Source organism: Mesorhizobium sp. M1006 (assembly GCF_040318825.1).
Taxonomy (GTDB): domain Bacteria; phylum Pseudomonadota; class Alphaproteobacteria; order Rhizobiales; family Rhizobiaceae; genus Mesorhizobium.
The window spans coordinates 1-25,717 of sequence record NZ_JAMYMZ010000064.1 but is presented as its reverse complement, the minus strand read 5'-3'; the positions used below and the strand labels follow the sequence as shown (position 1 = coordinate 25,717).

General features: G+C 61.1%; 18 protein-coding genes and 7 pseudogenes. 12 read left to right on the top strand and 13 right to left on the bottom strand.

Features of this window, described 5'->3' with window-relative positions:
- On the top strand, positions 1-1,397 hold a 1,397-nt coding region (locus NKH60_RS31410), incomplete at its 5' end, for a hypothetical protein (protein WP_352874641.1).
- Positions 1,398-1,433: 36 nt separating this feature from the next.
- Here NKH60_RS31410 and NKH60_RS31405 read toward each other — a convergent pair.
- Positions 1,434-1,714, bottom strand: a pseudogene (locus NKH60_RS31405) (TraM recognition domain-containing protein); the annotation flags it as partial.
- Positions 1,715-2,177: 463 nt separating this feature from the next.
- Between NKH60_RS31405 and NKH60_RS31400 the strand changes: the two are divergent.
- From NKH60_RS31400 to NKH60_RS31375, 6 genes and pseudogenes are all read left to right on the top strand, one after another.
- Positions 2,178-2,285 (top strand): annotated as a pseudogene (locus NKH60_RS31400) (IS6 family transposase); the annotation flags it as partial.
- Positions 2,286-2,972: 687 nt separating this feature from the next.
- A complete protein-coding gene (locus NKH60_RS31395; RefSeq protein ID WP_352874639.1) occupies positions 2,973-3,539 on the top strand; it encodes an SET domain-containing protein-lysine N-methyltransferase in 567 nt (188 codons plus the stop codon).
- Positions 3,540-4,107: 568 nt separating this feature from the next.
- A pseudogene (locus NKH60_RS31390) lies at positions 4,108-4,619 on the top strand (IS6 family transposase); the annotation flags it as partial.
- A 227-nt stretch (positions 4,620-4,846) separates the two neighbouring features.
- Positions 4,847-6,376 carry an IS21 family transposase gene (istA, locus tag NKH60_RS31385; RefSeq protein WP_352874644.1) on the top strand — a complete coding sequence of 510 codons (1,530 nt, stop codon included), beginning with the start codon at positions 4,847-4,849 and terminating at the stop codon, positions 6,374-6,376.
- Positions 6,377-6,389: 13 nt separating this feature from the next.
- Complete coding sequence (gene istB, locus NKH60_RS31380) at positions 6,390-7,127, top strand: IS21-like element helper ATPase IstB (RefSeq protein WP_352874638.1); 738 nt, start codon at positions 6,390-6,392, stop codon at positions 7,125-7,127.
- A 125-nt stretch (positions 7,128-7,252) separates the two neighbouring features.
- Positions 7,253-7,423: pseudogene (locus NKH60_RS31375) on the top strand (IS6 family transposase); the annotation flags it as partial.
- Between the two features lie 191 nt (positions 7,424-7,614).
- Here NKH60_RS31375 and NKH60_RS31365 read toward each other — a convergent pair.
- The 6 genes from NKH60_RS31365 to NKH60_RS31340 all read right to left on the bottom strand — a co-directional run bounded on the left by NKH60_RS31365 (position 7,615) and on the right by NKH60_RS31340 (position 15,757).
- A complete protein-coding gene (locus NKH60_RS31365) occupies positions 7,615-9,249 on the bottom strand; it encodes an ABC transporter ATP-binding protein (protein ID WP_352874636.1) in 1,635 nt (544 codons plus the stop codon).
- A 3-nt stretch (positions 9,250-9,252) separates the two neighbouring features.
- Positions 9,253-10,080 carry an ABC transporter permease gene (locus tag NKH60_RS31360; RefSeq protein WP_352874635.1) on the bottom strand — a complete coding sequence of 276 codons (828 nt, stop codon included), beginning with the start codon at positions 10,078-10,080 and terminating at the stop codon, positions 9,253-9,255.
- A gap of 7 nt (positions 10,081-10,087) precedes the next feature.
- Positions 10,088-11,044, bottom strand: coding sequence for an ABC transporter permease (locus tag NKH60_RS31355; RefSeq protein WP_352874633.1), 957 nt, complete (start codon positions 11,042-11,044; stop codon positions 10,088-10,090).
- Positions 11,041-11,985 (bottom strand): MaoC family dehydratase, encoded by a 945-nt coding sequence (locus NKH60_RS31350; protein ID WP_352874632.1) that lies wholly within the window; start codon positions 11,983-11,985, stop codon positions 11,041-11,043. The genes NKH60_RS31355 and NKH60_RS31350 overlap by 4 nt, the downstream gene beginning before the upstream one ends.
- Positions 11,982-14,063, bottom strand: a complete 2,082-nt coding sequence (locus NKH60_RS31345) for an acetate--CoA ligase family protein (protein WP_352874631.1) — start codon at positions 14,061-14,063, stop codon at positions 11,982-11,984. The genes NKH60_RS31350 and NKH60_RS31345 overlap by 4 nt, the downstream gene beginning before the upstream one ends.
- Positions 14,064-14,185: 122 nt before the next feature.
- Positions 14,186-15,757: an ABC transporter substrate-binding protein gene (locus NKH60_RS31340; protein ID WP_352874630.1), complete on the bottom strand. Its 1,572-nt coding sequence runs from the start codon at positions 15,755-15,757 to the stop codon at positions 14,186-14,188.
- A gap of 101 nt (positions 15,758-15,858) precedes the next feature.
- On the opposite strand from NKH60_RS31340, the gene NKH60_RS31335 reads away from it, so the two are divergent.
- Positions 15,859-16,797 carry a LysR family transcriptional regulator gene (locus tag NKH60_RS31335; protein ID WP_352874643.1) on the top strand — a complete coding sequence of 313 codons (939 nt, stop codon included), beginning with the start codon at positions 15,859-15,861 and terminating at the stop codon, positions 16,795-16,797.
- Between the two features lie 899 nt (positions 16,798-17,696).
- Here the strand turns inward: NKH60_RS31335 and NKH60_RS31330 are convergent.
- Positions 17,697-18,407: pseudogene (locus NKH60_RS31330) on the bottom strand (4-phosphopantoate--beta-alanine ligase); the annotation flags it as partial.
- On the opposite strand from NKH60_RS31330, the gene NKH60_RS31325 reads away from it, so the two are divergent.
- A complete protein-coding gene (locus tag NKH60_RS31325) occupies positions 18,367-18,621 on the top strand; it encodes a flavin reductase family protein (RefSeq protein ID WP_352874645.1) in 255 nt (84 codons plus the stop codon). The pseudogene NKH60_RS31330 and the gene NKH60_RS31325 overlap by 41 nt on opposite strands.
- 247 nt (positions 18,622-18,868) lie before the next feature.
- Complete coding sequence (locus tag NKH60_RS31320) at positions 18,869-19,561, top strand: hypothetical protein (protein ID WP_352874629.1); 693 nt, start codon at positions 18,869-18,871, stop codon at positions 19,559-19,561.
- Positions 19,562-20,146: 585 nt separating this feature from the next.
- On the opposite strand, the gene NKH60_RS35240 is transcribed toward NKH60_RS31320, so the two are convergent.
- From NKH60_RS35240 to NKH60_RS31305, 3 genes are all read right to left on the bottom strand, one after another.
- A complete protein-coding gene (locus tag NKH60_RS35240; RefSeq protein WP_502907800.1) occupies positions 20,147-20,557 on the bottom strand; it encodes a Ros/MucR family transcriptional regulator in 411 nt (136 codons plus the stop codon).
- 94 nt (positions 20,558-20,651) lie between these two features.
- Entirely contained in the window at positions 20,652-20,996 is a 345-nt protein-coding gene (locus tag NKH60_RS31310) for a hypothetical protein (protein WP_352874628.1), read from the bottom strand.
- Positions 20,997-21,490: 494 nt separating this feature from the next.
- Positions 21,491-22,936, bottom strand: a complete 1,446-nt coding sequence (locus tag NKH60_RS31305; RefSeq protein ID WP_352874627.1) for an IS4 family transposase — start codon at positions 22,934-22,936, stop codon at positions 21,491-21,493.
- 178 nt (positions 22,937-23,114) lie between these two features.
- On the opposite strand from NKH60_RS31305, the gene NKH60_RS31300 reads away from it, so the two are divergent.
- Both NKH60_RS31300 and NKH60_RS31295 read left to right on the top strand, forming a co-directional pair.
- Entirely contained in the window at positions 23,115-23,342 is a 228-nt protein-coding gene (locus NKH60_RS31300; protein WP_352874626.1) for a transposase, read from the top strand.
- Between the two features lie 68 nt (positions 23,343-23,410).
- Positions 23,411-23,824, top strand: a pseudogene (locus NKH60_RS31295) (helix-turn-helix domain-containing protein); the annotation flags it as partial.
- Here the strand turns inward: NKH60_RS31295 and NKH60_RS31290 are convergent.
- Positions 23,810-25,109, bottom strand: a pseudogene (locus NKH60_RS31290) (recombinase family protein); the annotation flags it as partial. The pseudogenes NKH60_RS31295 and NKH60_RS31290 sit on opposite strands and share 15 nt — an antisense overlap.
- Positions 25,096-25,284 (bottom strand): hypothetical protein, encoded by a 189-nt coding sequence (locus NKH60_RS31285; protein ID WP_352458677.1) that lies wholly within the window; start codon positions 25,282-25,284, stop codon positions 25,096-25,098. The gene NKH60_RS31285 and the pseudogene NKH60_RS31290, both read right to left, overlap by 14 nt.
- Positions 25,285-25,717 lie beyond the last annotated feature (433 nt).

The following is a 25,717-nucleotide window of genomic DNA, read 5'->3' as shown; positions in this document are numbered from 1 at the left end:
GTGAAGCCTATGCCCGCAAGCCCGTCGGCAAGCTGGTACGACTCCGCAAATTCCATGCTATTGCTGCCTCATTCAAAACCCGCGCTGATATCGATTATTATATCAGCGGGATCGAGCCCGAATTCGACACTCTTCATGCCATTGCAAAACAGCTTTTGCTTCCGCCTGAAGTGACAGAATTGCTAATACGAGCCGCCCATCAATCTGGCGATCCAAAAACGGCGTTCCATCAGTTGCTGCACGACGACGATGTGTTGGAGTTGATCCTCAAGAACTCCTTTTCTTTGCGTGCCCGCTTGATGCGCTATATATCGAAGGAATTGGAGTTGGAAGAAGGCGATACCATTATATTGGCAGACACAGGCTATAACGGCAGAACGCAGGACCATTTAGCTCGTACGTTCAAAGACGAATTGAACATCGACATACTTGGTCGGTACGTTTTCTGCTCAGACGAACCTTACCGGGCGTCGAACAGCAAAGCACTTATTACATCGCAATGGGCAAATTACACATTATTCGAACAATGCTGTACTGTCAAGGAAGGAGCGGTGGTGGACTATGATTTCGACGGCAAGCCTATTATGAAAGAAATCAAGCTTAGTGAGAAGCAGTATGAGAAAGTTGCCAATGTTCAAGCTGAGTGCTTGCGGTTCATCGATGATGCGAGGACGTTTTTTACCGAATCTGGCATGACGCACGAGTATTCTATTTTGCAGCGGTCCGCCCACGCAGCTCTATTCCGTAATGCCTACATGCCTGTTGAAGCGGAGTTGGAATATTTCAAGGACTTCCAGCACGACAAGTTTATGGGGCCAGATCGCAAGAAGACGGTCTATCATCTAGAAAGTGCTTGGAAGAATGTGAGGCGCCTGCCCTCGCCCTATCGGCTGGGCGCATATGAAACGCGCGGCTTGGGGCTTGACTTCACATTCAGCAGTCTGGTGCAAAGACGATTTCAACTTAATCTAGGCCCAGACGATATGAATGTGCGGTTTTCGCCTCTGAACGTCTCAGTCGGGGACATACATGATTTCGAGGTCTTCATGCTTCGGGCACACCATCTGCACGATGGATATTTCTCCATTGTGCTGCCATATGTAAGCGGCACCAGTGTGAAAATGCTTTTTGGAGAGCACTACGAATGGTTGCAAATCGCAGATATTCAACTTTTGAATAGCGCAAGAAGCGTGTGTAGGAATGTATCGATTTCTCTCGAGCTGGAAGAAATCAACCGAGAGGGAGAGATTTACCAGTGCCTGTCAGAGGCAAGTGTCGCGACAATACATCCCATTGATTTGCAACAGTTCAAAACGCCTCATTACTATCATGTGATCTTTCGCCCATTGGTCTCGAGGGCATCTGATCTGCCGCGGAGGTCAGGCGCCTCGCAATAAAGGAGGAAAAGTCATGCCGCCTGGGCATCGCTAACCCTGCAGCACGCCAGCGTTCGAGAGAGGAAGGTTCCGGCCTTCTGGCCGTAGGTGGCGCACAGCCGATGGACGTCCTGCAGGATCGGCCAGAGGTGGACACCGTAGCCGGCCGGCCATGAGGCCCATGGTGCGGCGCGGGGGCGAGCTGGCCGAGGGAGCAAACTCATCGAGCAGGTAGAGAACCGGGGTTTGCGGTTTTGCCGGATCGCGGCCATGTCGAGCAGGCTTTGCGCGACGAGGCGCAGCCAGCGGGAATAGGTCGAGAGACGATCGGGCGGCAGACGAGGTATACCATAAGACCTTATGTCCTTTCTGGTTGCCGGCTGTGAGGTGGTTCGCCCTACACTGGCAGTGTTGAAACGAGGGTTGTGCTCGTCGAGCCTACGCCAAGAGGACGAAACCATGGAAGTTTTCTAGGATTGGATGTTTCGAAGGATTGGCATGCTGTTGCTCTGGCCGAGAGCGGGCGTACCGGCGAGGTTCGATATGTCGGAGAGATATCCTCCGATAGTGTGTCAGTACGCCGCCTCGTCCGCAAGCTCGGACGCCGGGTGTACGATTGAGATTTTGCTATGAGGGCTGGACCCACCGGATACGGAAGCGGGAGATCGCTGCTCATGAGGCTATGCGTGACCTGATCCGCGCCCGCGAGGCTGCGGTGAAGGATCGAACCCGCAAGCGGCAGGAGATTCGATGGCACCGTAAAGTTAACCGATGGCTGATGAAGATGTGCGTACATGGGCCATGTCAGAAGTTGCTCGTGATCCGCTCTATCGTCGCCACCGCTTTCCCGCCGAGATCATTGCGCACGCGGGATGGAGCTCTAGTTTCGCTTTCCCCATTGGGCAGCGCCGCCCTCAGCACGCGGCGATCGCGTCGTCTCCTGGACAGGCTTGACGCGCGCCTCACGCTGGATCGACCGCGCGCTAGCCCCCGAAGATGACGCCGATCCCGAAGCGGCCTCGATAACCGGAATAAAGGCCGTCGGCTCTTCCACCTGCGCGACGGGTCGCTTTCTGGGCCTCTCGGCCCGCAGCGCAATCCAGTTGCGCAACAGGCTCGCATTCACGCCGTGCGCCAGCGCAAGCCCCGCGACCGAAACCCCGGGGCTCAAGACACGCATCGATCAGACGGGCCTCGCGACCGGGTCAAACTGAGCTTGCCGTTCCCCAGCATCGTGATGACCGCAAGCTTTCCACTGCCAGGTTCGTCCATCTCTTGCATTGATAATGGACACATGTCTGCGATCCTGCTCGAAAATGCCTAGGCGCAGAAAATTGAGCGCTTACCGACATTTTCTGTCGGGTCTGTCTGGTCTGTCGAGTCCGCCCGGCCGGTTGCACAGCCTTTTTATGTCCTGCCTCGGGAAAAATAGCTGAACAGCAAGGAAACCTCTTGCTTCAGCTCGTGTCAGCCTAATGGGCACGAATTTTGAATGTCCTTCGTTGCCGAACCGGTACCGCCAGCCGCCATTCACATGACAGGCGTTCGAGAGCATTAAATGCTCTAAATCTGCGGATAATCAACAAGGATCGCATTATGCCGAATAAAAAAAAGAAATCATATTCTATATTGGACGATGATGCTGGATGCGCGAGAATAATCAATGCACGTAACACAAAAATCGTAGATACAGGCAGCGACAGAGGACATGGCGTCTTCTCTGCTCGTCAATTCTTGCCCGGCGAGGTTGTTATGATTGGATTAGTCGACCGTTTGGAGGAAGTTAGGACGATATACACGATTCAAATGGATTGGAATGTTCATGCTCTGTTTGAGGAGCCAGCTATCCGTTCGAACCATTCTTGTAATCCCAATCTAGCGATCGTGCCTAACCGATTCGGAGCCTATGATTTTATCGCTATTCGGGAAATCTCTCGTGACGTCGAACTGACCTGGGATTATGCTACCTCAGAGAGCGAGAGTATCGCGGTACCAGTCTGTCTTTGTTCAGCGGCAAATTGCCGAAAATCTGCCGGAGGCTTCTTCACCTTGCCTCCGGATCATCCGATGCTCTCTGCAGGATTCTACGCTCCCTACCTCCAACGGAACTCTGGACAGTTTCCGAGGGGGATAGGAATGTTTGCAAAGTTGGTTGGCTCCTAGTGCACCTCGGCTGAAGTTACGACTCGTTGGGTTCTGGCGGCGCGCATTTGGTGATTCACTTTGGGTGATTCGCAGGCCTGAGGAGCACGCCATGTCGCGCCATTCTGCCCCGCTCACGCTCAGCGCCGAGGAGCGCACCGCTTCCGTCATTCGACACCCCAGCAACTGGCGCTTCGGGCGCGGATGATCGTGCTGGCAGCCGATGGCGTCGGCGTTTGTGACGGCGCGGTTCCGATTAGCCACTGGAGCGCGAGCGATCTGGCGCGCGAGTCATCCAGGCGCTCGAACGGATCCCCCTTCCTTGCCGATCAAGCCGGGCAAGGTCGAGCGATGCAAGTTCGAATATGTCCGCTACGGCACGCAAACGCTGATCGCCCACTTCGACGTTGTCACCGGCATGGTCGGCGGCTCGTCGTAAACACGCGCACCGAAGCCGACTTCGCCAGCTTCCTCGATGGCCTGTTGCGCACGGGAGCCCCGGCCATGCAGCTGGCGCATCGTATGCGACAATCTCGATGGCCACCGTAAAGTTAACCGACGGCTGATGAAGATGTGCGTACCATGGGCCATGTCAGAAGTTGCCCGTGATCCGCTCTATCGTCGCCACCGCTTTCCCGCCGAGATCATTGCGCACGCGGGATGGCTCTACTTTCGCTTTCCGCTCAGCCTGCGCATGGTTGAGGACATGCCGGCGGCCCGCGGCATCGTCACGCATCAGACCATTCGAAGCTGGGCGGAGAAATTCGGACGGCGTTTCGCCCGGGAGATCAAGCGACGGTCAGCCGGCTGCCTGGGCGACAAATGGCATCTCACGAATGCGTGGTGGCCATCAATGGCAAGAAGCAGTGGCTCTGGCGTGCCGTCGATCAGGACGGCTTCGTCCTCGAAGTTCTGGTGCAATGCCGCCGAAATGCCAAGGCGGCAAAGCGTCTGATGCGCAAGTTGCTGAAAGCTCAAGGGCAGACACCACGGGTCATGATCACCGACAAGCTCCGGTCCTATGATGCCGCCAGACGCGACCTCATGCCCGTCGAACACCGGTCGCACAAAGGCTTCAATAATCGAGCGGAAAATTCGCACTAGCCGACCCGACGACGGGAAAGGACCATGAAATGCAAATTCCGAGGGAAGTTGCCCCCCGATTCCGAAATGATCTCGCCCCCTGATTCCGAGAATTGACCGCCCCCTGATTCCGAGATGATGCCGCCCCCTGGTGGCAGCGTTTTGGCCGGGTGCTCTGCTGGTGAAATGTTCCTTCTTTTGGGTTGACCGAGGGAAGGAACGAAATGCCGGCGGAGAGAGTGACCATGCGGCGTGTCCGCGAGATATTGCGCTATCGATTTGAAGAGGGCCTTGGCCACAAGGCGATTTCGTACAGGGTTGGGGCCGCACCCTCGACAGTGCGCGAAACGCTTCGTCGCGCGGAGACCGCCGGGCTGGTTTGGCCGCTTGGCGATGAGATCACCGACGCGGTTCTGGAGGCCGCGCTTTACAAGGCGAACGGGACGAAGACGGGTCACCGCCGCAGCGTGGAGCCGGACTGGGCCCATGTGCACCGCGAGCTGAAGCGCAAGCATGTGACGCTTCAGGTCCTTTGGGACGAATATATCGAGCGTCACCCGGACGGCTATCGCTATAGCCGGTTCTGCGATCTCTACCGGGGCTGGGCGGCAAATCTGCCGGTGACGATGCGGCAGAACCATGCCGCCGGCGACAAACTCTTCGTCGATTATGCCGGTGACACGGTGACGGTGATCGTCGACCGGCTCACGGGCAAGACGCGACAGGCGCACCTGTTCGTGGCGGTGTTGGGCGCATCGAGCCTTTCCTATGGCGAAGCGCGCTGGAGCGAAACTCTGGCGGACTGGATCGGCTGCCATGTCCATGCGCTGGAGGCGTTCGGTGGCGCTCCGGCACTGTTCGTCCCCGACAATGCCAAGGTGGCGGTGATCAAGGCCTGCCGCTACGATCCCCAGGTCAACCGCAGCTATGCGGGGCTGGCTGACCATTACGGCAGCAGCGTTCTACCGACCCGGCCGCGGCGGCCGCGCGACAAGGCAAAGGTCGAGGCGGCGGTGCGGATTGTCGAGCGCTGGCTTCTCGGCCGCCTGCGCCATCGCATCTTTTACAGCCTGGCCGAGGTCAACGCGGCGATCGGCGACTTGCTCGCCGATCTGAATGATCGCCGGGTGCTGCGCCGTGTCGGCCGCACGCGGCGGCAACTGTTCGAGGAGATCGATCGTCCGGCCCTGCGGCCGTTGCCGAGCGAGCGCTACGTGTTTGCCGAATGGCGCATCCGGCGCGCTGGCCTCGACTATCATGTCGAGATCGATCGCCACTATTACTCTGTTCCCTGGCGCTTCGCGCGTGAGCAGGTCGAAGCGCGCATCACGGCGACCACCATCGAGCTGTTCCGCAAGGGCGAGAGGATCGCGGCCCACATGCGCTCGAGCGGCAATGGCCGGCATACGACAGTGCCCGATCATATGCCCTCATCGCACCGCCGCTTTGCCGACTGGACGATCGAGCGGATCACCCGGGAAGCCTCGGCTATCGGTCCGGACGCGGCCTTGCTTTGCCAGAGAATACTGGCCGACCGGCCCCATCCCGAACAGGGCTCCCGCGCCTGCCTCGGCGTCATCCGGCTGGTCAAGGGTTTTGGCCGTCAGCGCGTCAATGCCGCTTGCGGCCGTGCGCTCGAGATCGGCGCGAGGACCTACGGCTCCGTCCGCTCGATCCTCGACAATCATCTCGACCAGGCGCCGGCATCGGCTCGTCCGGCCTCTCGCGAACCCATCGCTCATCCCAACATCCGCGGATCCCGCTACTACCACTGAAAAGGAGAAAGAAATGCTTGCACATCCTACCCTCGACCGGTTGAAAGCCATGGGCCTGTCCGGCATGGCCAAGGCATTCGACGAACTAGCCGCCAATGCCGAGGCCGAACAGCTCTCCCATGCCGAATGGCTGGCGCTGCTTCTCGACCGGGAATGGAGTTCGCGCTACGACCGCAAGCTCGCCGCGCGTCTGCGTTTTGCAAAGCTGCGTCATCAGGCGGCGCCTGAGGATGTCGATTATGGCGGCGAGCGCGGCCTCGATCGCGCGCTGTTCATCAAGCTCGTCGCGGGCGACTGGATCGACGCCCACGACAATCTGGCCATCTGCGGCCCATCGGGTGTCGGAAAAAGTTGGTTGGCCTGCGCGCTCGGACACAAGGCCTGCCGGGATGATCGCTCGGTTCTCTATCAGCGCGTCCCGCGCCTGTTCGCCAATCTCGCACTCGCCAGAGGCGACGGTCGATACGCACGATTACAGAGAACGCTCGCCCGCGTTCAGTTGCTAATCCTTGATGACTGGGGCCTGGAGCCCCTCGATGATCAGGCCCGGCACGATCTCCTCGAAATTCTCGAAGACCGCTACGGACGCCGCTCCACCATCATCACCAGCCAGCTGCCCGTGTCGGCATGGCATGACGTAATTGGGAATCCAACCTATGCCGACGCCATCCTGGATCGTCTCGTTCACAACGCTCATCGCATCGATCTGACGGGCGAAAGCCTGCGTCGAAAGCAGCCGCAAAAAGCTTGACACGCGACGCCTACGAAATGACAACAATCAACGCCAGCAGAGCCTCAGCCCCAGGGGGCGAGTTCATCTCGGAATCCGGGGGCGCAATCATATCGGAACAATGGGGCGGCTTCGTCGGAATCGGCATGAAACCCTTCAAGTCGGCACGCCAGCTTCAGCGGTTCGTTTCCATCCATGATCCCATTACCAAGCTGTTCCACTTTCCCCGCAATACGCTGTCATCGGCTCAAGATCGAGATCTGCGTAACGCCGCTATGCAAATCTGGAACAAAATCGCGTGTGTCGCCGCAGCGTGACAGCCGTCCCGGCCAGCTATCGCTGCATCAATCCGCTGATAACTTTACAGCGCTGAATAACCTCAAAGCTTCTTCAACCAGTTGCGCGCGGGATGCCGCTCCGCGAGTTGCCTTGATCTTATCAAGACACTCCACCAGATCGGTCGAACCCGATCCATAAGTGCCTGGCCATCATACAAGATGGGCTAGGCTTACGTATTAACCGCCATCGTGTTCTTTGCTGTCAGCCGTGTCAGCCAGTCTGGGTCCATTTCGGGGACAGAAGACAAGAGCAAGCCCGTGTACGGATGATGCGGCGGCCGGAACATCTCGTCCTTGGGGCCTTTCTCAACGACCTTGCTTTCCTTCATGACCACTACCTCATCGGCGATCGCACGAACGGTCGCGAGGTCGTGGGTGATGAACATGTAGGTGAGGTCGCGTTCGCGCTGCAGTCGCACCAGGAGCTTTAGCACGCTCTCGGCGACAAGCTGGTCGAGCGAACTCGTCACCTCGTCGCAAATCACGAGCTGCGGGTCGGCGGCGAGTGCGCGAGCAATGCCGACGCGCTGCTTCTGGCCGCCCGACAGTTCCGACGGCAGACGATCGATGTAGATGTCTGGATCGAGCTCCATGTCCTGCAAAAGCTGGCGCGTGCGCGCCTCCAACGCCTTGCCTTTTAGCCCGAGATAGAAACTAATCGGCCGTCCAACGATCTCACGCACCCGCTGGCGCGGATTGAGCGCGGTGTCGGCCATCTGGTAGATCATCTGCACCTGCCTGAGATCGGCCTTTGTACGATCGCGGTAGCTGGGCGGCAGCGTCTTTCCGGCGAGCTCGACGCAGCCGGCCTTCGCCGGGAGCAGCCCCATGAGAACTTTGGCGAGCGTGGATTTCCCCGACCCGGATTCGCCGACCACTGCGACCGTTCGCCCCTTTGGCAGCACGAATGATACATCAGACAGCACTTTTACCGCTCCATAGGCGGCGTCCACGGATTCAATTCTGACCAGCGGCGGCGGTTCCGCGTCGGGCCGCGACGGCGCTCGGAAGCTGCGCACCGCCCAAAGTGACTTGGTGTAGTCGTGCCGAGGGCTTGACAGCATAGTGCGCGTCGGCGCCTCCTCGACGGTTTCACCATCGCGCAGCACCATGATTTTGTCGGCCATCTGTGCCACCACGGCAAGGTCGTGGCTAACATAGATGGCCGCCGTGCCGAGCGATTGCACCGCGTCGCGGATCGCCGACAGCACTTCAATCTGGGTCGTGACGTCGAGCGCGGTCGTCGGCTCGTCGAAGATGATCAGGTCGGGTCGGCAGGCCATGGCCATGGCCGTCATCGCCCGCTGCAACTGTCCGCCTGAGACCTGGTGCGGATAGCGGAAGCCGATCTCGTCAGGATTTGGCAAGTGAAGCTTCCGGTAGAGCTCGATCGCGTTGGCTTCCGCCTCGGTCCGGGTCATCACGCCGCGCAGGACGGGAAATTCGCAATGCTGGTCGATCAGGCGGAACGCCGGGTTGAAGCTCGCGGCCGCCGATTGGGCCACAAAGGCGATCCGCGATGAGCGCAGCCCCCGTCGCACCTTGCGCGGCGCGCCGATCAGCTCGATGCCGTCGAACAGAACACTGCCACCGGCAAAGCGGCAGCCGTCGCGCGCAAAGCCCATGGCGGCGAGCCCGATGGTGGATTTGCCCGCGCCCGACTCGCCGATCAGGCCGAACACCTCGCCGCGCTTGACCGTCAGGTCGACGCCCTTGACGATCAGCTTCCAGGCGTCCTGCGCCTTGCCTTCGATGCGCAGGCCGCGGATCGTCAAAAGAGGAGCGTTGGATGAATCCGTCAACATCGCTCAGTCCTTTATCCCGCTGACCTTGTGGAGAATCCAGTCGACCACGAAATTGACGGCGACCGTGAGCAGCGCGATCGCTGCGGCGGGCAGCAGCGGCGTGATGTCGCCGAAGGTGATCAGCGTCGCGTTTTCCCGCACCATCGAACCCCAGTCGGCCAGCGGCGGCTGGATGCCGAGGCCGAGGAAAGAGAGCGAGGCGATGGTCAGGAACACGAAGCAGAAGCGCATGCCGAACTCCGCCACCAGCGGCGCCGCCGCGTTCGGCAGGATCTCGCGGCGCATGATCCACAGCAGCCCCTCGCCACGCACCCGCGCCGCCTCGACGAAATCCATCGCCACGATGCCGAGCGCCACCGCTCGCGCCAGCCGGAACACGCGCGTGGAATCGAGGATGGCGATGACCGCGATCAGCGTGCCGACGCCGGTGCCGAAGATCGTCAGCAGGAGCAATATGAAGATCAGTCCCGGCACGGCCATGATAATGTCGACGAACCGCGACAGAGCCTGGTCGACCATGCCGCCCAGCGTGGCCGCCAGTAGGCCCGCGACCGTGCCGATCGCGAAGGCCAGCGCCGTCGCGAAGAAGGCGATGGCGAGAGTGTTGCGCGCGCCGAAGATGAGCCGGGTCAACATATCCCGGCCGAGATTGTCAGTGCCCAGCCAATGCTCGGCTGACCATTGCAGGTACTGACCGCCGACGACCGCGCGCTCGCTGTATGGCGCAAGCAATGGGGCAAATATGGCTACGAGGACAGAGATCGTGATGATTGCGACGCCGAACATCGCTGTCGGCGGCATGCCCTTCAAGGTGCGTGTAAGCGTCGTCATCCCGGCCTCACTTCGCATGCATCAGGCGAGGATTGGAAACAATTGATACGATGTCGGCGAAGAGATTGAGCAGGATGTAGGTGATCGCGACGATGAGGCAGATGGCCTGCACCACCGGCAAGTCACGCTTCGACACCGAATCCACCAGCAGCCGGCCGACGCCGGGATAGACGAACACGACCTCAACGATAACCACGCCGGTGATGAGATAGGCGAGGTTCAGAACGACGACGTTGACGATCGGCGCCAGAGCATTGCGCAGCGCGTGCACCATGACGACCCGCCCCTGTGACGCACCCTTGAGGCGGGCCATTTCGATGTAGGGCAGACTGAACAGGTTGATGAGGGCGGCGCGCGTCATGCGCATGATATGCGCCGTGATTGCCAGCGTCAACGTCAGGGCGGGCAGGAAGGAGCGGTACACACGTTCGACCAAGTCAGTACTCGGCGTGATGTTCGAGATCGACGGAAACAGGCCGAGATTCACCGACAGGAACAGGGTCAGGATATAGGCGACGAAGAACTCGGGCAACGAGATCGCAGTCAGCGTGAAGATGCCGGCCGCCCTGTCGAAGAACGAATTGCGCAGGAGTGCGGCCATGATACCGAGCAGCAGCGCCAGCGGAACGGCGATGATGCCCGCGAAGGCGGCGAGGAACAGCGTGTTGCCGAGCCGCCCGGCGATCAGTTCCAAGACCGGCCGCCCGCTGGTGATGGACGTGCCGAAATCGCCTTGAGTTATGCCCTGCAGCCAGTGCGCGTAGCGGGCCATGGGTGGCTGGTCGAGGCCGAGATAGTGGCGAAGCGCCGTCACCGTCTCGGGCGTCGCGGACTGACCGAGGATTTCCTGCGCGGCGTCGCCCGGCAGCAATTCCACCGACCAGAAGATCAGGACCGAGACGATCAGAAGCGTGACGAAGCCGAGCGTCAGCCGCTGCAGGATGAGCCGAGTGATTTGCGTCATAGTCCTTTTGGCCTCATGAACGTCCCCTGGGCCCGCACCACCGCCACGCCATCGCGCAGGCATTCCAGGTCGAGTTCCACCGTCCGGCCCTCCTCACGCTCGCCAAAACCGCGAACACGGCCGGCGTAGGTTAGCACGTCTCCAGGCCATATGGTGGACAGGAAACGCGCCCTGATGGCCCTGACATTTTCCGGACCCAGCCAATGCGCGGCATAGGCGCCGAGCACGCCGGCATGGTGCATGCCGACGGAGACAAATTCTGGCAGCCCCTCTGCCCGCGCCGCCAACGTATCATGGTGACCTGGCGAGTCTTCGCCGGACGCGCATTGATAGCGGATCATCTCGGTCAACGTCAGGCCCGGAACGGCAACTTCGCCAGGGCTGTCGCCGATTCCAAGCGTCGTTTTCGCGGCGTGAATTTGGTCGAGTTCGAGCCGGGCCTCGCCGCGCTGGAGCCAAGGGCGCTCGCGCGCCGTCCCGGCGGCGGCACGCCCCGGATGGCGGTCCGTGCGTATGGAAGTCGGCATCCAGCGCGCCACCAGCCGCCCGTCACTGGCATCGCGGAAATCGGTCTTTACCACGAAAAATTCCAGTTTTCCCGAACGGCCGTGCTTGAAGAAATGGTCGACGACCTCAGTGGAGGCGACCAAGCTGTCGCCGGCCCGCGGGGGCGGGCCGAAGAACTCGAAGGACTGCTCGCCATCGGTCGTGCCGCGCGCGTCGATCGCGGCGAGCGCCGATCCCGCCGGCGGCCGCTCGAGGATATAGCCCCAATGATAGCCGGCCATGACCAGGAAGGTCGGCGGCACGACCGCGTCACGCGCCTCCATCCAGGCTGGATGCGACGAATAGAGGCTGCGCGCGAACTGCCTTATGGCGCCCCGCTCGATCGGCACCTCGAAAGCCGGGCCGCGCACGCCGATGATAGAATCGTTGCTCATGCCCTCCCCCTCGTCTCAATCAGCGCGTCGACGGCGACCGCATCGCCCTCCCGCGTCACGATCACCGGATTGATGTCCAGCGAAACGAGCGTATGCCGGTTGGCCACCGCATAGGCGGCGACCGCCTCGGCGATGTCGGCCAGCCGTTTTCTAGCTTGCTCGGACAGGCCAGCGGCCGTCCGCAGACCGGCTATCGACGCTTCGATCATCGCCCGCGTCGCCGGCAAAAGCAGAACCGCCGAATCCTTCAGATGCTCGACATTGACGCCGCCGGCGCCGATCACCAGCGCATGGCCGTAGATGCGGCTTGCCTTGACGCCGACGATGATCTCGGCCGCCGCCCCCGAAACCATTTTCTCGACAAGGAAGCCGTCCGGCTTGATGCCTGCGGCGCAAAGCGCCTGCTCCATCCGGTCGAGCGCGCCAGTTAGGGCCGCCTCGTCCGCAAGGCCGAGGGCTACGGCGCCTATCCTGTTCTTGTGTAGCAGCAGCGGCGATACCGCCTTCAGCACCACTGGGAAACCGATCGCGGCGGCGGCGGATGCCACCTCGCCTCGCGCCACCATGCGCCGGTCGGGGAAAGGCACGCCGGCGACTTCCATCGCCGCCTTGGAGCCCCATTCGTCGATAATCCGCGACCCGCCGTCGGCTGCGACCGCCTCGGGAAGTCCAATATCGCCATCGGCAGCCGCCGCGACGCGCTGGCTGTGCCGGACCACCGCCGCAATCGCCGCGACGCCGTCATCCACCCCGTGCAGTGCCGCGATGCCGTTCTCCCGGCAGATGCGATGGGCATTTTCGGAGATGTAGTCTGGCATGGTGGTGACCAGCGCCGAGGCAATGCCGGTGTCCCTCGCCGCACGCACCCATGCCTTGAGGCTCGGCGATTCGAGTCCGTCCCCACTGTCGGAGTTCATCACGCCGATGTCGTAGCCGTCCGCCAGCATGGTACGGAAGCACTCGTAGAGCGCTGGCTCGTTCTCCAGCGAAAGCCCGACCATGCCGGTGTAGGCGGCATTGTGGTCGAGCGGATTGGAGACATGCGCGAACTCGGGCAGTTGCTTGCGCAGCGAGGCCGCGATCGCCGCCGAGGGCGCGGGCAGCGCCAATCCAGCGTCCGCTGCCGCGTCGGCGAACAACGCGCGGGACGCTCCACTCGCCGTCAGCACCGTCATGCGGTTGCCCGGCAGGCGGCCGCGCCAAACGTTCATCGCCTTCAGCGTCTCCTGAAGCTGCGGCAGCGTGTGGACGCGGGTGAAGCCGAGCCGGTCGCACAAGGCGTCGAACAGATGGTCGTCGCCAGCCATCGAGCCGGTATGGGTGAGCGCCATCTCCGCGCCAAGAGCGCTGCGCCCGCTCTTCAGCACGACCACCGGCACGCCGCGCGCCCTGGTGACCTTGGCGGCTTCCGACAGCGCCGCCACGTCGCCCGGCCCTTCCAGGAAGATGCCAATGGTTGTGATGCGCGGATCCTCGCCCAGTACCGCCAGCCAGTCGGCGACATCCAGCAGCGCCTGATTGCCGGTCGACGCCACGACGGCGGCGCGCACTTGGCGCCGGTCGCGCACGAACGCATAGGCGATGCCGCCGGACTGCGAGATGAATGCGGCTCCGCTCTCGACCGCGTAGGGCACATGGTCGTTCATGGGCCACAGCGCCAGCCGGTCCAGACGGTTGAGCAGGCCGTTGGAATTGGGGCCGACAATCGCCAAGTCGCCGGCGGCGGCGACAAGCCGACCCTGCAGCGACTTGCCGCTTTCCCCCATCTCGCCGAAGCCGGCGGCAAAGCACACCGCACCGCCGGTGTCCCGCCGCGCCAGCGCCGCAACGGCTTCGATCGTGAGATGCCTGTTGACGTTCAGGAAGGCGGCATCCGGCGCTTCCGGCAGGTCGTCGATAGTCGGCACGCATGCGATTCCAGCGATCTCGGCATGCGACGGATTGACGATATCGATCCTGCCCTCGAAGCCGGCGCGCCGTAGCATCTCGACCGAAGGCGCAAGCGCGCGCCCGCCGATAAGGGCGACGGACCGCGGCTTCAGCAGACGGCGAAGGTTGAGCCGTCGTTCCTCGTTCATGAATTACTCCATTCACGGAAAATACCTGCCGCCCGCTCTCGAGCTGCGGCCAGTTGGCGACAGAATTTTTGTCGAAGATCAGGCGTTAGGGCCAGCCACAATCCGGCTAGCCTCACTATTCGTCACGCGAACCACCAGCGCTCGCCGCACTTCATTCCGTCGAGTTCGGATACGGAACTCAGGCTTGGGCCGTGCGCTACCTCTGCACGGCGGACCAACACATAGTTGGCAAACATTGGAATGATGACACCGCCGTCGTCGGACACCAGCCTCTGCATTTCGCCATACATCTGCTTGCGCTTGGCGTCGTCCAGTTCGCTGCGTGCTTCCAGCAACAGCTTGTTGAACTTGGGATTCTTCCAGTGTGTGTCGTTCCACGGCGCGTCGGCGGCGTAGACTTGGCTGAACATCCAGTCCTCGGTCGGGCGGCCCTGCCAGAAGCACATGACGAAGGGTTTTTTTGTCCAGACATTCGACCAGTAGCCGTCGTTCGGCTCTCGGACGACGTTGACGTTGATGCCGGCCTTCGAAGCCTGCTCGCTGAACAGCACGGCGGTGTCCAGCGCGCCCTGGAACGCCGCGTCCGCGGCATGCAAATCGACCTTAAGGCCGCCGGCCCCCGTCTTCTTCAAATGAAATTTGGCCTTGTCGGGATCATAAGCTCGCGCCGGTAGGTCGGCGTTGAAGTAGCGGTTAGCCGGGGCGATCGGCTGATCGTTGGCGACTTTGCCATGCCCATTCAGGATCTTCTGGACCATCTCGTCACGGTCAATCGCATATTTGAGCGCCAACCGCACATCGACGTTGTTAAAGGGCGCTGTGTCCGTGAACATTGGCATGGTGAACTGCTGGGTGCCGGTCACCTCGTCCACAACAACGTCCGAGCGTGCCTTAAGCCGCCCCACGGTCGCGATATCGGCGTTGCTGATGACGTCAACCTCACCAGTAAGCACGGCATTCATACGGGCCGCCACGTCGTCGATCCCAATGATCTCGACTTCGTCGAACCAGGCCGCGTTGGGCTTCCAATAGCCATCGCGGCGTTTCAGCAGAAGCCGGTTGCCGACGTCATATTCGGCCAACGTATAGCCGCCGGTGCCGATATGGGCACTCCAGTCGACCTTCCCATTGTCGGCTGGGCCGACGACAAGATGATAGTCACTCAGCAGATAGGCGAAGTCGGCGTTGCCGCTGCTGAGCTCGATGACGACCGTGTTCGAGCCGTCGCTCTTGATATTAGCGATGCCGTCGACGATTGGCTTGGCCGACGACTTCGAATCCGGTCCACGATGGTGATTGATCGAGGCCACCACGTCATCGGCCGTCAGGGTCTTGCCGTTGGAGAAGGTCACACCGGAGCGCAGCTTGAAAGTCCAGGTCTTGGCGTCAGGCGCGGCCTCGTAGCTTTCGGCCAACTCCGGCTTGAGCACGCCATCGGAGCCGATCTCGACCAGATTGTTATAGATGCAGCCGAAGCCGCCAAGGCCCATGATGACGCTGACCCCCCAAGTGGCGGGGTCCCAGCTTTCCGAGGCATTGGTCCCGCTGGCGCCGATCCTCAGTCGCCCTCCGCTCTTAGGTTCCGCGCGAGCAACGCCGCCGACAAACGGCAACAGCGCAGCACCGGCGCCCAGCGCCGCCGCCATCCGTCCGAACTGGCGCCGTGAGATCGCGGCATGGAAATTTTCAGTCATGGTCTTGTCCTCCCTTGGAACTGCCCAAGAAAAGCACATCTCACCTATCTAGACTAATATGAAGTTGCATGTATGATATCATCATTTGATATAGGTTGGCGATGCTCGGATTCCGTGAAATTGAGGCCTTCCGGGCGGTGATGATGAGCGGTTCAATGTCGGCCGCCGCCCGGATGCTCAACACCTCCCAGCCCAACGTCACGCGACTGATTGCCGTATTGCAACGCCGCGTTTCCTACCCGCTTTTCATCCGTCATGGCCGCGGCGTCACGCCGACGCCGGAGGCCGGAATGCTGTTCGCCGAGGTCGACCGCTCGTTCAATGGCCTAACGGAGATCGAACGCGCCGCGCAGGAGATCGGTGAATACAAAGGCACCCAGATCACGCTCGGAGCCGTGTCGGCTGTCGTTTCGCAGGTCATACCGAAAGCGGTCAGCGCGTGGCAGAAAGCGTTTGGCGACATTTCGATCAGTGTGGAATTGCGCGGCACGCAGCGCATCTTTCATTGGGTCCGCACTCGCCGTTTCGACCTCGGCCTGGTGAGCCCCCTCAGTGACATGCGCGACATCAATGTCGTGGCGCGGTGGCGAGTGCCCTATGTCGCACTGGGGGCGCCCCACCACACAGGCCTCGGCGAAACCGGCAAGGTGTTCGACATCGCCAACAGCGGCGACACACCGCTGATCGTGCCCGGCTTGGGATACATGCTTGCCTTATGTGAGGACACGCTGCTCGCCCGTATGATCCAGGAGAAAAGCAGCATCGACGGCCACATTTCTCTCACGGCGGCCCATCTGGCGATGGCGGGACTGGGCATCGCGCTGGCCGATCCCTTTACCGCCCACTATTTCGAGGGCGCCTTTGATGCCGAGGTCAGGCCGTTGAAGAATGCTCCGCTCTTCGATCTGGTGCTGATCGCGCCCCCCGAGCAGGCGCGCTCGCGTGCCTCGGTGCGTCTTGGTGAGATGCTTGTTTCCGCGATTGAGTACGTCATCAGCTCCTGCCCTTGGAATTCGGCAGGCAACCGGCAGACCGCATAAAGCAACTGGCCGGCCGGGGGCGAAGAACGAACATGAGGTAATCGCGGGAGCGGTGGCCACCTGAGACGTGGCGGCGATGTTCGAATCTCTAGCCGGCTGGCTATCCCCCGATAGGATGAAGAACGGGCTCCGATCCGGGCCCAGGCATCGAACGGAGGACAGCCATGGAACAGTATATCGGTCTCGACGGTGCGCCGTGGCGGCGCGGGAGGTGAACATGGAATAGCCACCTCTCAAGCTTGCTGATTTTCGACCGGCGGCTGCAATGCCGCCCCGCCTGCAGGAGCGCCGGCGGAACGGGGCCGAGAAGCTCGACCGGGCGTCGCGGTTGGGTGTCATAAGCAGATCGGCCTGAACTGTACCGGGTGCGGACCATCGACCGCAGGCCGGGCTACCACAGTGTCTATGGCGAGATAACGAAGCGAGCGCCGGAAGCCTCGGATTCAACCGGTAACGCCCCCAAATCGTGCGATGGCATGGGAGGTAAGAATCCATCAGAGGCGGTGGGGCTCGTCTATCTCCGCTGCGGGGCGCGTCAAAAGCGCCCAAGACGGGGGAGGCTCTCATGGCCCTGTCTTCCGCATCGCCTAGGGTAAAGCTCACCGCCTACGGACATCAAGGTCGGAAATCGGAACACGGGAACTTGGACTGTCTGCCCAGCATGGAACTGGGCTAGCCGCGACGGCCGGAGATAGACGGCACCAAGGGCGGAGCTTCCGTAGTAGTCAGAGCGCGGGAAAGCCGTGCACAGGGCGAAGCTTCTCACGACGACTTACAGGGGAGCATGAGGAACTGTGGGGCAGTCACGTTGCGGCAAAACGGGACACTTTCTGTGGCGCGGTTCCGGCCCGTTCAGATAGGCTCCGCCACCAACCGCCCCACAGTTCCTCATGCTCTCCAAGCGGCGACAGGTCATGGTCTGCTCGTAGCTCGAGATACTCGACCTGGTCGTAACCGGCAGCGAGGATCGCTTGCCTGGCCTCGGCAAGCACAAGGTCTACCGGCGCTGCCGCCGACAGCCGCTCGGCCGAGGTGGAGAGGATTTTGGGGAGCTTGGGCGCTGCTAAGCGCTGTTCGGCCGAGAGCCTGACATTGCGCGACGACATCGCCAGGCCGTCGGCTTCACGCACCGTCGGATAGGCGACGATCTCGATTGGAATGTCGAGATCGCGGACGAGCCGGCGGACGACGTGCAGTTGCTGGAAATCCTTCTCGCCGAAGAAGCGAGATCGGCACGTCTGCAGAAAGAGCTTGACGACGACGGTTGCCACGCCGTCGAAATGGCTGGGCGGAACGCGCCGCACAGGCCATCGCTCACCCCACCCACCGACACCGTGGTGGCGAACCCTTCCGGATAGACGTCCGCTGCATTTGACGCGTAGAGCAGATGAGCGCCGAGCGGCGCGAGCTTGGCAGCATCGTCATGATCAGTGCGCGGGTAGGCCGCGAGATCGGCCGCGCGGCCCTATCGAACGTGGCGCACACCAAGCTCAGCTGGCCTTCATGCAAGGCACCCATAGTCGGCACGACAGCGACCTTCAGGCCATTCTGACGCGTCCGGCCACAGCCATGCGCAACTCGGCGACGGTTCGTGCGATCGGAATGCACATGCGCCTTCTCCACGATGACCGTCCTTGGCGCATCGCCGAACAGATGCTCGGCCGCTGGAAAGCGGTCAGTTCACTTAAACTGCAGGAGGGACCACGATGTCTGCACAGTCTTCCCTGCGCGCTTTCGATCGAGCCGCCGCGCATGATCATTTCCCTCAACCGTTCCTCCTCGACATGGCCTGTCGTCGAGGCGCCAGATCGGCTGCAGGCTTAAGAAGTACCACATCCAGATGGAACGCCTGCGATCCGATGTCGGAGTTACGACATTCTGTCCGGCACGCGACACGTGCCAGACGGGATAGCCAAGACAAATCAGCACTGGGCGTTTGGCACGCGTCTTGAACGCGTCGCCTGGTCAAGGGGGTCAGCGCTATGGCTCGCTCCGTCGAATCTTCGTAACGACAGCGCTAGCCGACAACATTCGTTCCGTGTGGCGCTGGTGCAAAAAAGGTGATTTTACAATGAGCGTTCCAAATTTGACGAAACTGGCCAATGCGCTCGGAACTGACAAGGGCGATGAGGTTTACCACGCCCATAGCTACACCAGCTTTTACTCGTTTCTGTTCGAGGAATTCCGGCGCGAACCTTTCACGATGGTCGAGATTGGACTGCAGCGCGGCTGTGCCGATCCCGAAGAACTGCCCACTCGTAAGGTCGAAGACATGCCGTCGATCAAGATGTGGTTGGAGTTCTTTCCCAAAGCTAACATCATCGGCTGCGACATTTCAGATTTCAGTGCCTTCAAGATAGACCGTTTTCGTTTCGAGCGGCTGGACATGGGCGATCCGGCAGCCCTGGAACGCCTTGCGGGCTCACTGCCGCCCGTAAGGATCATCATCGACGATGCCTCGCACGCCGCTTACCATCAGCAGCTTGCTCTAGCAAAGCTTTTTCCTATCGTCGAGCCTGGCGGCTTTTACATCATCGAGGATCTGCATGTCACGCACCTAACTGCCGCAAGATTGCCGTCCTGTAACTCGACCGCTGCGGTAGTCGAGAGGTTCAAGCACACGCGCCAGCTCGACATTGCCTTCCTGTCCCCGATCGAGCGCAGAAACCTCGAGACGTCAATCCGAAAGATGTTCATCCATCGTAACGACAAAGGCGGCGTCAGCCGCTGGGCCATGAAAATGGTCGGGTTTGAAAAGTATTAGAGCGCCAATCACGCAGCTTCTGCTCGCTAAAGGCGATCATGAGATATTGGTCGAAGCTTCAATCTTTGCATCAATCGATATGGCGTCACTAGGCGCATTTGCGGCATCAAGCTCACGCATGATGGGGCAATCGCCCTTATTGAAGACGGACGGCCGGTCTACGAATTTCGGATTCAGATGGGCGCTGGTGTTGTTGCAGAATGAGGAGCAGCTTGCGTTTCGCATCATGGCCCGTGGGCGCTGTAAAGTTATCAGCGGCTTGATGCAGCGATAGCTGGCCGGGGACGGCTGTCACGCTGCGGCGACACACGCGATTTTGTTCCAGATTTGGTGCTGTCACATTGATTCATTGATTTAGCGGTAAGAAAATTGAGGTAGCAGCGCGCTTATGACCGTGAGTGCAGCGACCTACAAGACGGGATGGTTGCCGCTCTCCCCAGACGGCATCGCAAGGTTGGCCACGCCCGCGTCCTCTCGTCTTGCGGTTTGATACTACACTAGGGATCGCAGCGGAGCAGCACCATGAAGGCGAATGTCGAAAAGCCACCGGATTCTCAGGAAGGAAACGTCGACAGGGAGCTTCCTCTATCTCCCCCGGCGTTGCCGCAGATTCATCCAGTTTTGAATTGGCGCCGAACCAGTTCGCCCAGAACCCTCCAATCCCCGACCATCGCTCGTTGAAGCTATGCGATTACGCTCAGCCTTGCGTTTTGCCGCAATTTTCTTAGCCGGAGCAGGTTTTCTTCCCAAGCCTGGCGACTTTGCCAGAGCCGATCGGGCCGCCGAATAATTCGGTGCAACCATGGGATAGTCCTTCGCTAAACCCCATCTCTCCCGATATTCATCGAGCGTGAGACCATGACTGGTCGCAAGATTACGCTTAAGCCACTTGTATTTCCTTCCATCTTGAAGGCCTATAATGTAGTCGGGGAAAATTGACCTTTTGGGGTTACCTTGGGGGCTGGCTCTGCCGCCACTCGAATTTTCTACGATCAAGCCGGATATTAGATATTTCTGTGCGACGGCAATAGCCAAAACGAATTTTCGATAGTCTTAGGCCTCGCGCGCAAGGCCAAACTTTCTATACGCGTTACCGCAATGCATTGGAGAAAGCTGCGTGCCGTCGAGATCCTTCGAGAGGGACGTTCAGATACGGCTCATCGGTTGGAGCTGCCGCCGTGTTGTAATTCCATTTGGGCCGCTTTCCGTGCCATGCGCCTCGTGCCCGACCATTCTCGCGATCGCGCTTCGGATCGAACATCACGCCGCCGAAATGATCCTTGAAGGGCTCCGCGGATGCAAGATCGGCAAAGCGTCGGAGGCGATAGTGCTCCTGCTTGCCATTCGGCCACATTGCCGTGACCTGTCGCGTCAGATGGATGTGACCGCGTTTCCAGCAAAATCCATGATCAGGGTTAACTTGTGCATGCAGCAAGTTAGCTTATGCAGCAAATGGCCGTTGTCCCGTTGTTTGAAATATGGCTGCGTGAGGCCGACACCGCGCTTTTCAAGCAGGCCGTGCACTCACGGCTTCCCACGCAACCAGCACTTCTGACTTGCGCACTACGACTTCATCCAGGTGCCAGACATCATCTTTCGTCGGTGACTTGCGGCGTATACGGTTCGCATAATCAGGGCCGTGCTTGCGGCACCATCGGCAGATGTTCTCGTAGGAAGATCGGAAGCCGCCTAGGCAATTTCTTGATAAATTTGCCGCGGCGGCTCCGGATTTTCTGCCAAGAGCATAGCAATGCGTCTAAGCCCATTCGCAAAATCTTCGTCCTCACGAACCGTGTCTCCCAGGGCCAAGCGGATTACTAACCGGAAACCCGGGACGACCTGCAAATCGCACCGCCGAACGACCACCCAATGCAAGAGTGAGATGACGAGCCAAGCAGTCCAGACGTACGCCTCCGGCGAGGCTTCCGATTACCCACATCGTCGGCTTGATCCAATGGAGATGCCGAAGGCGATGTCGTGCAAGCGGGTCATGCCGCGCCAGACGACCATGTTGCCGGGAGGCGGATCATGTTTGCGGGCGAGATAGCCGCCAAGCATGGCGATTTGCAGTAGGTAAGCGGCGAGCGTGGGCCGTTGGAGGCGTGGCCGCGTTCGGGACGCGTCGATCCGGTTGAGCGCAGTGATCTCGGCGAAGGTGAGAACGCTGTCGGGCGCGGCGTCTGGCTTGGCGCGCGCCGACATTGTGACGAAGAATATGCGCCAGCTGACCACCGCGATGAGAGCGAGGAACTTCGCCAGCCTCTCGGCGGTCTCGAGCCTCGCCTCCTCGGCACGGCAGCCGGACTTCATGACCTTATGGAACACCTCCGCCTTCCAGCGCAGGGCATACCAGCCGAGCTTCTCAACCGCCGCGGAGAGATCGCCGACCGGCAAGTTGGTCACCAGCTTCCAGTCGATCGGCTCGCGGCCGGGCGGCGGATCCTCTTCGAGGGCGTGGATGTAAGTCAGAACCTGGGGACTGTAGCGCTTCTGCTTGCCCACGGGCGGCAAGGTTCTGATGGCGGCGAACTTCACCTGCAGGCAGGTCGTCTCGTCCTGATCGACCGTAATGCGATGACGTCCTGCCCAAGGCGCCGCCGCAAGTTGGGCGAAGACGCGATGAGCAGGATCGTGCGGGACAGCATCGGCAGGCCGCTCGGCCAGCCTGTTCGTCTGCACCCGCACGAGGAAGCTGGTGCCAAGGTCCTGCGCGGTGCAATAGAGCTCGTAGATGTCGCTCTCTCGGTCACCAACATGCACGCAGCGCTCGGCTGCGCCAACGAGCGCGATGGACTGGCGCAGGTTCTCCAGCCAGCGGTAGCTCTCCTTCGTCTCGATCGGCACGCGCGTGGGATTGATGTGCCGCTTGAGCGCGAGCGTTCCCTTGAACTTCGTTCGTGTCCAGAACTTCGCCGCCGTCAGACCGAGGGGTGTGCCGGTGAGGGTGACGGCCAGGCTCGAATGCATCAGCACCCCGCACAAGGTCAGCACGTCGGGCTGCCCGGCCTTGTAGCGCCCGGCGTTGATGGTCTTGGTGAATCCGATTTTGCCCGGCTGCGCGCGGCTGTAGATAAATTCGGTCGTGTCCTGCAGGATAAGGATCGGACCTTCGCTCGCCGCAATGCGCGCCGCGGTCGCGGCGAAATGGCCGGCCAGAACGCTATGTTCGGTCACACGCGGGTTGTCAAAGAAGCGGTAGGCCGCCTTCGCCGCCGCCCAGTCGCCGCAGGCCGCCGGGATTGGCTTGCCCGGCGCAGCTGACATCTGATCCAGCAACCGTCGCAGCCGACAGGCCAGACGCTTGTCGGGAAGGGCCGCCGCAGAAAGCTCTTCCTCCTGCCAAGCGGCTTCGCTGCTGCCGTTCTTGTCTCGCATCCGTGACGCCTCCGTGATTCGGCGTCACGGACAGAATCACGGCAGATTCATACGGGGCAATAGGCCCGCCGACGATGTGGGTAATCGGAAGCCGGCGAGGGCCGCCTTGCGCGAGCATGGCCCGGTAGCGAGTCTGCGCTCATAAGGTCGTCCTTACGAGTGTAGTTAGCAGCACAGCATGAGCCATGTGACGTTATTGACCGGGCCGGAGCGGCGGCGGCGTTGGCGTGAAGAGGATCAGTGCCGGATACTGGCCGCGGCATTCGCGCCCGGGGCCACAGTGGCGGTGGCGCGTCAGTACGATGTCGCGACCAGCCTGATCTATAAGTGGCGCCGCACGATGAGAGCCCTGTCGATGCCGGCTCAATACTCCCCAGAAGTGCCGTTTGAATCTTCCCCAGTTTAGCGCTGTCGCCGGTCTTCCGGAGCGCGCTCCGGGAGACCGGCGGCGCGTGATCGATGATGCTTCTCCTGATGGTCGGGAGAGGGATTTCGGCGATCAAGATCGGGGAGATGATGATGATACTGGATTTGCATCGGCAGGGCCTGTCGGTGTCGGCGATCGCCGGGGAGAGCGGGATCGACCGCAAGACGGTGCGCAAATACATTGCGCGCGGGCTCGAGGCTCCGGCCTACGGACCGCGCAAGCCGCGTCAGGCGGTGATCGATCCCTTCACAGCCGATCTTCGCGAACGGGTCACGCGATATCCCGGGCTCACCGGCAGCCGGCTTTTCCGCGAACTGAAGGACCTCGGCTATGGCGGCGGCTACACGGCCGTCACCGACTTTCTGCGCGACGTCCGTCCTGCCGCGGCGGAGCGTGGATACGAGGTTCGCTTCGAGACCCCGCCCGGCGAGCAAGCGCAGGTCGACTTCCGACATGATGAGCCACTCGCCATTCTTGTCGGAAGAGCGATAGCCGCTGATCTTGTGCACCGTGCGCAGCGATTGGACGCGACGCGCGGTCCAGGTCTTTCCCTGACCGGTCTGCATGCCCATGCGGTTGAGTGTGGCAGCGATTTCGGCATCCGACCACCGGGTTGCCATGGATCGCATGATCGCCAGAGCGTCCTCAGGCGTACGCTGGCCATGCTCTCCGGATTTGGGCTTGCGAACCCGTACCTGCGAGTGCTGGCCTCCATGCCAGTGGATGGTCAAGATCACGTCGCGCGCATCGTCATCGACATCCGCCACGATGTCCTTGATGAGCGCGCGCAGCAGTTGCTGACGACAGCGCATGTCGACACCCGGCGCATTCCAGGTGGCCTCAGATCCTGGGCGAGGCCCGTGAAGTCCGGAACGGCGTCGACAGGCTCCACACGCTGGACTTCGCTTGTAATGGCCATAGCTCTTGCGAACGCGGCCATCGACGATCTCAGTGCGCTTCTCGCTCTTTACCATAGACATAGGCGCCGGCGTAGAATGGGTTCTTCAGGATCGAGATCACGTTGCGGTAGCGGATCGGAACCCAGTCGAAGGACACCATCTTCTTGCCGTCGGAGTGTCTGGGGAAATGCACGCCATCGTCGATCATCGAGATCAGGACCTGACGCGCACTGCCGAGTTCGCGGAAGCGCGCGAATATCAGGCGAATGGTCTCCTGCAGGCGCATGTCGGGATCGAACCCGAGACCGTAATCGCGGTGCCAGACATAGCCGAACGGCACGGCGATGAGCAGTTCTCCGCGCTGTGCCTTGGCGCGGGCGGCCTCGTACATGCGGGCACGCAGCACGCCGAGCTCGAACTCGCTGATGCTGCCCTTCATACCGAGCAGCAGGCGGTCGTTCGGCAACCCCGGATCGTAGACTCCGTCCAAATCGATCACGCGTGCATCGACTTCGCCGCACAACTCGAGCAGCCGATGCCAGTCCGGCCCGTTGCGCGACAGGCGGGACGCCTCCAGGCAAAGCACGGCGCCCACATGGCCGGTGCACAGATCGTCGACCAGGCGCTCGAAACCGGGACGCTCCACAGCCCCGCTTCCGGTTCGTCCCAGATCCTCGTCGATCACCTCTACTTTGCGGAATCCCCAGCGCCGCGCGACGTCGACAAGCTCATATTGCCGACGCTGGCTCTCAAGGTTGAGCTGGACCTGCGCCTGAGTGGACTGACGCACATAGACGACGGCCTTGCGCTTGAGGACGGCAGTCGGAATCAGATTACCGCTCGTCATCGCAGCTCTCCTCCTCCGTTGCCACGCCGGCGGCGGCCATCAATACGTTGGCGAGCCGGGCGATCACTATGGTCCGTTGCGCTGAACTCAGCCCGTTCAGCTTCTCCGAGTCGAGCGGCAAGCTGAGTTGGCGAACGACCACGAGAGATCGTGTCGGGGGTGGCAGGGTTCTCATGTTGCGCCTCCGCGATGGTGAAACCATCCGGACAGCCTCGCCGGAAACGGCGTTCGATCAAGAGCTTGTGCAGCTCAAGCAGCGCGGCAAGCGATACGCGCGGGGGGCCCAGGTCCATCGCCGCGCAAGCCACGGGATCGATCATCCAGGCCGGAGCGGCAATGACATGCCCGGGCGCGACGACGAGATGAATGATCCGGCCGTTGGCGCGCTCTTCGCTGTTCTCGCAGCGAAGCCGACGTCCGAAATGCGGGTGCCAACGGTAATGGACCTCGACCTCCTGCCCAACATGGGCAGAATGACCCCGAGATGGCTCTCGGCAGAAAGTCCTGGCTGTTCTGCGATTCTGATCGCGGCGGACAGCGCGCTGCCGTTCTCTACAGCCTGATCGTCAGCGCCAAGATGAACGATGTCGACCCGCAGGCCTGGCTCG

What these genes read in the sequence shown, in the direction of transcription:
- NKH60_RS31395 (WP_352874639.1), top strand. Translation starts at nt 2,973, where the DNA reads ATGCCGAATAAAAAAAAGAAATCATATTCTATATTGGACGATGATGCT.
- istA (WP_352874644.1), top strand. Translation starts at nt 4,847, where the DNA reads ATGCGGCGTGTCCGCGAGATATTGCGCTATCGATTTGAAGAGGGCCTT.
- istB (WP_352874638.1), top strand. Translation starts at nt 6,390, where the DNA reads ATGCTTGCACATCCTACCCTCGACCGGTTGAAAGCCATGGGCCTGTCC.
- NKH60_RS31365 (WP_352874636.1), bottom strand. Translation starts at nt 9,249, where the DNA reads ATGTTGACGGATTCATCCAACGCTCCTCTTTTGACGATCCGCGGCCTG.
- NKH60_RS31360 (WP_352874635.1), bottom strand. Translation starts at nt 10,080, where the DNA reads ATGACGACGCTTACACGCACCTTGAAGGGCATGCCGCCGACAGCGATG.
- NKH60_RS31355 (WP_352874633.1), bottom strand. Translation starts at nt 11,044, where the DNA reads ATGACGCAAATCACTCGGCTCATCCTGCAGCGGCTGACGCTCGGCTTC.
- NKH60_RS31350 (WP_352874632.1), bottom strand. Translation starts at nt 11,985, where the DNA reads ATGAGCAACGATTCTATCATCGGCGTGCGCGGCCCGGCTTTCGAGGTG.
- NKH60_RS31345 (WP_352874631.1), bottom strand. Translation starts at nt 14,063, where the DNA reads ATGAACGAGGAACGACGGCTCAACCTTCGCCGTCTGCTGAAGCCGCGG.
- NKH60_RS31340 (WP_352874630.1), bottom strand. Translation starts at nt 15,757, where the DNA reads ATGACTGAAAATTTCCATGCCGCGATCTCACGGCGCCAGTTCGGACGG.
- NKH60_RS31335 (WP_352874643.1), top strand. Translation starts at nt 15,859, where the DNA reads ATGCTCGGATTCCGTGAAATTGAGGCCTTCCGGGCGGTGATGATGAGC.
- NKH60_RS31325 (WP_352874645.1), top strand. Translation starts at nt 18,367, where the DNA reads ATGCGCAACTCGGCGACGGTTCGTGCGATCGGAATGCACATGCGCCTT.
- NKH60_RS31320 (WP_352874629.1), top strand. Translation starts at nt 18,869, where the DNA reads ATGAGCGTTCCAAATTTGACGAAACTGGCCAATGCGCTCGGAACTGAC.
- NKH60_RS31305 (WP_352874627.1), bottom strand. Translation starts at nt 22,936, where the DNA reads ATGCGAGACAAGAACGGCAGCAGCGAAGCCGCTTGGCAGGAGGAAGAG.
- NKH60_RS31300 (WP_352874626.1), top strand. Translation starts at nt 23,115, where the DNA reads ATGAGCCATGTGACGTTATTGACCGGGCCGGAGCGGCGGCGGCGTTGG.
- NKH60_RS31285 (WP_352458677.1), bottom strand. Translation starts at nt 25,284, where the DNA reads ATGAGAACCCTGCCACCCCCGACACGATCTCTCGTGGTCGTTCGCCAA.